This window comes from Ruegeria sp. BI7 (assembly GCF_056537925.1).
The window spans coordinates 1-5,993 of sequence record NZ_JBQFSK010000020.1 but is presented as its reverse complement, the minus strand read 5'-3'; the positions used below and the strand labels follow the sequence as shown (position 1 = coordinate 5,993).

Below are 5,993 nucleotides of genomic sequence, written 5' to 3'. Positions count from 1 at the left end.
TGGTTGCGGGAGTAGGATTTGAACCTACGACCTTCAGGTTATGAGCCTGACGAGCTACCGGGCTGCTCCATCCCGCGTCAGTGTCAGATTTGTATCATCGTTAGAGAGGTGTTTTGGGCTTTTACTAGGTTTGGCGGTGACCTACTCTCCCGGGGCTTAAGCCCAAGTACCATTGGCGCGGCAGTGCTTAACTTCCGGGTTCGGGATGGGACCGGGTGTTTCACTTGCGCTATGACCACCAAACCGAGGAAAAGCCCATGTCGACTTTCTTGCTGAGCAAGAAAGCGACGGGTGGCAGGCAGCGTCTTTGCGTGCAAAGGCGCGTTGCCACTCGGTTGTTATGTCACCCCTTTACGGGGTTTCACATCAATCAACGTTGTCCAACTCAAGGTCGGTGTATGCTTTTGGTCTTGTTTGATCGCCTACCGCTTCGCTACTTGAGGCGGTGAGCTTTGTCTTTCTGTTACTGGATCAAATCAAGCCTATCGGGCGATTAGTACCGGTCAACTGAACGCATTACTGCGCTTACATCTCCGGCCTATTGACGTGGTGGTCTTCCACGGCCCTCAGGGAGACCTTGTTTTGAGGGGGGCTTCCCGCTTAGATGCCTTCAGCGGTTATCCTGTCCGATCATAGCTACCCAGCACTGCCGTTGGCACGACAACTGGTCCACCAGTGGATCGTTCACCCCGGTCCTCTCGTACTAGGGGCAACTCCTCTCAAGTCTCCTACACCCACGGCAGATAGGGACCGAACTGTCTCACGACGTTCTAAACCCAGCTCACGTACCTCTTTAAACGGCGAACAGCCGTACCCTTGGGACCTGCTCCAGCCCCAGGATGAGATGAGCCGACATCGAGGTGCCAAACACTGCCGTCGATATGGACTCTTGGGCAGTATCAGCCTGTTATCCCCGGCGTACCTTTTATCCGTTGAGCGATGGCCCTTCCACTCGGGACCACCGGATCACTATGGCCGTCTTTCGACTCTGCTCGACTTGTCAGTCTCGCAGTCAGGCTGGCTTCTGCCATTGCACTCAACGAGCGATTTCCGACCGCTCTGAGCCAACCTTCGCGCGCCTCCGTTACGCTTTAGGAGGCGACCGCCCCAGTCAAACTACCCGCCACGCAGGGTCCCGGATCCGGATAACGGACCGCGGTTAGACATCAAGAGTGCGAAGGGTGGTATCTCAAGGGAGGCTCCACGGATACTTGCGTTTCCGCTTCAAAGCCTACCACCTATCCTGCACATCACAATCCTGATGCCAGTGCGAAGCTGTAGTAAAGGTGCACGGGGTCTTTCCGTCTAACCGCGGGAAGCCTGCATCTTGACAGGCAATTCAATTTCGCTGAGTCGATGTTGGAGACAGCGGGGAAGTCGTTACGCCATTCGTGCAGGTCGGAACTTACCCGACAAGGAATTTCGCTACCTTAGGACCGTTATAGTTACGGCCGCCGTTTACCTGGGCTTCAATTCAAGGCTCTCACCTCTCCTTTTAACCTTCAGGCACCGGGCAGGCGTCAGACCCTATACGTCGTCTTGCGACTTCGCAGAGCCCTGTGTTTTTAATAAACAGTCGCCACCCCCTGGTTTGTGCCCCCAGCCCCTAGTTGCCTAGGAACCGGGCCTCCTTCTCGCGAACTTACGGAGGTATTTTGCCGAGTTCCTTCAACATCGTTCTCTCAAGCGCCTTGGTATTCTCTACCAGTCCACCTGTGTCGGTTTAGGGTACGGTCTGATAGGAGGGCTATTTCCAGGAACCTCTCAGCAGCCCAATCAATCCGATAAGATTGAACTACACCTGAGATCCGTCACCACTCCACGGCCCAGGAATATTAACCTGGTTCCCATCGCCTACGCCTTTCGGCCTCGGCTTAGGGGCCGGCTTACCCTGCTCAGATTAGCTTTAAGCAGGAACCCTTGGACTTTCGGCGAGAGTGTCTCTCACACTCTTTGTCGCTACTCATGTCATCATTCTCACTAGTGATCTCTCCACCGGATCCCTCACAGGCCGGCTTCATCGAAAGCTCCAAATATCCTCCAAGGCGCCCCGAAGGACGCTAAAGAGGATAGGAACTATGTCACACTACGCTCTGCTACCATGCCTTACGGCATCCTAAGCTTCGGCTCATGGCTTGAGCCCCGTTACATCTTCGCCGCAGGACAACTTATTTAGACCAGTGAGCTGTTACGCTATCTTTAAAGGATGGCTGCTTCTAAGCCAACCTCCTGGTTGTTTTGGTCGTCCCACCTGCTTTCCCACTTAGCCATGAATTGGGGGCCTTAGCTGTAGGTCAGGGTTGTTTCCCTCTCCACTACGGACGTTAGCATCCGCAGTGTGTCTGCCATCTAGTACTCCCGGGTATTCGGAGTTTGGTTAGGATCAGTAAGCCTGTGGGGCCCCATTACCCATCCAGTGCTCTACCCCCCGGGGTATTCGGATGACGCTCTACCTAAATAGATTTCGCAGAGAACCAGCTATCTCCGAGTTTGATTGGCCTTTCACCCCTAGGCACAGCTCATCCCGATCCTTTTCAACGGATGTGGGTTCGGTCCTCCAGTAAGTGTTACCTTACCTTCAACCTGGCCATGCCTAGATCACTCGGTTTCGGGTCTGATCCCACGAACTCATGCGCCCTATTAAGACTCGCTTTCGCTACGCCTACACCTAACGGCTTAAGCTTGCTCGTGAGACCAAGTCGATGACCCATTATACAAAAGGTACGCCGTCAGCTCGCAAGGAGCCTCCGACTGATTGTAGGCGTTCGGTTTCAGGTACTGTTTCACTCCCCTCGTCGGGGTGCTTTTCACCTTTCCCTCACGGTACTGGTTCGCTATCGGTCAGCAAGGAGTACTTAGCCTTCGAAGGTGGTCCTCCGATCTTCAGACAGAATTTCACGTGTTCCGCCCTACTTAATACGTCCATCAAAGCTTCCTATACGGGGCTGTCACCCGCTATGGCCATGCTTCCCAACATGTTCTAGTCACTTATCTGGCTCGGCTGGTCCCCGTTCGCTCGCCGCTACTAGGGGAGTATCAATTGATTTCCTTTCCTCCGGGTACTTAGATGTTTCAGTTCCCCGGGTTTGCTCTTAAAACCCTATGTATTCAGGTCTTAAGTACCTGTTTAAGCAACATATTGATTATCAGAGATAACAATATGAAGCTTTCAGGTGGGTTGCCCCATTCAGAAATCCATGGATCAAAGCTTATTCTCAGCTCCCCATGGCTTATCGCAGAGTATCACGTCTTTCATCGCCTCTTGCTGCCAAGGCATTCACCAAACGCCCTTCTCGCGCTTGATTTGATCCAGAAAGAGAAAGACACGAAGTCCTTCACGGCAGGCCCAGCTGGTAACTAAAGGCCGCCTCTGTTTCTGAACCAAAAGCATACTTTCCCGCCTTCCATCCTGGAACCCATGCTGCCGATGTCGGTCGGCCCCACATGGAGAATGGAAGACAATGCATGATCGTCAGATCATGCGGGTTAGTGTACTTGACTTGGACAACTCTGTTCGTTTCAGCCGGGATATTCAAAGAGGGACGAGGAAACATCCCTAATCAAACCTCCTCCGAAGAGGACCAACTGAGATCAACGCCACACTCGGCGCGATCAAACAGTGTTGATTGATTTCTCTCTATACGATGTCAAAGCCTCCGAAGAAGCTGCGTCCAATCGGACGGTTAAGAACCCAAAGGTGCTTAACGATCTGATCGAAAGGTAAATGGTGGAGCCTAGGAGGATCGAACTCCTGACCTCCTGAATGCAAATCAGGCGCTCTCCCAGCTGAGCTAAGGCCCCATAAAAACCGCCCTTTGCTCCGCAAATGGCTTGGTGGGTCGAGGAGGACTTGAACCTCCGACCTCACGCTTATCAGGCGTGCGCTCTAACCACCTGAGCTACCGACCCAGTTGATTTTGCTCGGCTCTTTTTAAAAGCTGCAAAATCGACGTTGCCCGACAGGCGCTTTTGCTCGCAAAAGCTGCCGAGAGGGCCAGACCTCACAGCGTGCAGGCCTGATGTGTTCTGAAGAGATATGAGGACGGCTCGGTCCATGAGTTTGATCAACTTTGTTTGTTGATCTTCTGCTAAGTGTATCACGAGATTTGCGAACAAATCTAACTAGATACATCCTTAGAAAGGAGGTGATCCAGCCGCAGGTTCCCCTACGGCTACCTTGTTACGACTTCACCCCAGTCGCTGATCCTACCGTGGTCCGCTGCCCCCAAAAGGTTAGCGCACGGCCGTCGGGTAGAACCAACTCCCATGGTGTGACGGGCGGTGTGTACAAGGCCCGGGAACGTATTCACCGCGTCATGCTGTTACGCGATTACTAGCGATTCCGACTTCATGGGGTCGAGTTGCAGACCCCAATCCGAACTGAGACAGTTTTTTGGGATTAACCCATTGTCACTGCCATTGTAGCACGTGTGTAGCCCAACCCGTAAGGGCCATGAGGACTTGACGTCATCCACACCTTCCTCCCGCTTATCACGGGCAGTTTCCCTAGAGTGCCCAGCCGAACTGCTGGCAACTAAGGATGTGGGTTGCGCTCGTTGCCGGACTTAACCGAACATCTCACGACACGAGCTGACGACAGCCATGCAGCACCTGTCACTAGGTCACCGAAGTGAAAGACCCATCTCTGGGCCGGTCCTAGGATGTCAAGGGTTGGTAAGGTTCTGCGCGTTGCTTCGAATTAAACCACATGCTCCACCGCTTGTGCGGGCCCCCGTCAATTCCTTTGAGTTTTAATCTTGCGACCGTACTCCCCAGGCGGAATGCTTAATCCGTTAGGTGTGTCACCGAATAGCATGCTACCCGACGACTGGCATTCATCGTTTACGGTGTGGACTACCAGGGTATCTAATCCTGTTTGCTCCCCACACTTTCGCACCTCAGCGTCAGTATCGAGCCAGTGAGCCGCCTTCGCCACTGGTGTTCCTCCAAATATCTACGAATTTCACCTCTACACTTGGAATTCCACTCACCTCTCTCGAACTCTAGACCGATAGTTTTGGAGGCAGTTCCGGGGTTGAGCCCCGGGATTTCACCCCCAACTTTCCGATCCGCCTACGTGCGCTTTACGCCCAGTAATTCCGAACAACGCTAACCCCCTCCGTATTACCGCGGCTGCTGGCACGGAGTTAGCCGGGGTTTCTTTACCTGCTACCGTCATTATCTTCACAGGCGAAAGAGCTTTACGACCCTAAGGCCTTCATCACTCACGCGGCATGGCTGGATCAGGGTTGCCCCCATTGTCCAAGATTCCCCACTGCTGCCTCCCGTAGGAGTCTGGGCCGTGTCTCAGTCCCAGTGTTGCTGATCATCCTCTAAAACCAGCTATAGATCGTAGGCTTGGTAGGCCATTACCCCACCAACTACCTAATCTAACGCGGGCTAATCCAATGGCGATAAATCTTTCCCCCGAAGGGCTCATACGGTATTACTCTCCGTTTCCAGAGGCTATTCCGTACCATTGGGCATATTCCCACGCGTTACTAACCCGTCCGCCGCTCACCCCGAAGGGCGCGCTCGACTTGCATGTGTTAGGCCTGCCGCCAGCGTTCGTTCTGAGCCAGGATCAAACTCTCAAGTTGAAAGCACATTGCTGCGCTATCCTTGACGTTCGAACCTCTGCACATCTCATCAGGAGGCTAATCCTGATGAAGTCTTCTGTTTGATGTACACAGACTTCCTAAGAAATCAGTGAACCACTCAAACAGTGAAGCTGACACTGGATCATCGAGCAGAAGCCCTACCAGCGCGATATACAGACATTCAATCCGTCGAAACGAACCAAACCGCCCACATATCTCTTCAGTTATCCATCAATGTCAAAGAACATAACACCCAGAGCCAAAAACCAGACCGTTGCGCCAATAACATCAGCGCGCCCGCCTAACAAATCCCTCAAGATGCCCCCAGTCTCTCCTGAGCGTCTCCGCCGTCTCCAGCGTCCCAACACCGCCTCAGCAGCGCCGGTGAAGGGG

General features: G+C 53.3%; 3 tRNA genes and 3 rRNA genes. All 6 read right to left on the bottom strand.

Annotated features, from left to right (window positions below):
- The 6 genes from ACR0JB_RS21695 to ACR0JB_RS21670 all read right to left on the bottom strand — a co-directional run bounded on the left by ACR0JB_RS21695 (position 1) and on the right by ACR0JB_RS21670 (position 5,600).
- Positions 1-77 (bottom strand) — tRNA-Met (locus ACR0JB_RS21695).
- A gap of 51 nt (positions 78-128) precedes the next feature.
- A 5S ribosomal RNA gene (gene rrf / locus ACR0JB_RS21690) occupies positions 129-243 on the bottom strand.
- A gap of 229 nt (positions 244-472) precedes the next feature.
- Positions 473-3,305 (bottom strand): 23S ribosomal RNA (locus ACR0JB_RS21685).
- Between the two features lie 420 nt (positions 3,306-3,725).
- Positions 3,726-3,801 (bottom strand) — tRNA-Ala (locus ACR0JB_RS21680).
- A 31-nt stretch (positions 3,802-3,832) separates the two neighbouring features.
- A tRNA-Ile gene (locus ACR0JB_RS21675) sits at positions 3,833-3,909 on the bottom strand.
- Positions 3,910-4,138: 229 nt separating this feature from the next.
- Positions 4,139-5,600 (bottom strand): 16S ribosomal RNA (locus ACR0JB_RS21670).
- The 16S, 23S and 5S rRNA genes sit together here with 3 tRNA genes alongside, the layout of an rRNA operon.
- Positions 5,601-5,993 lie beyond the last annotated feature (393 nt).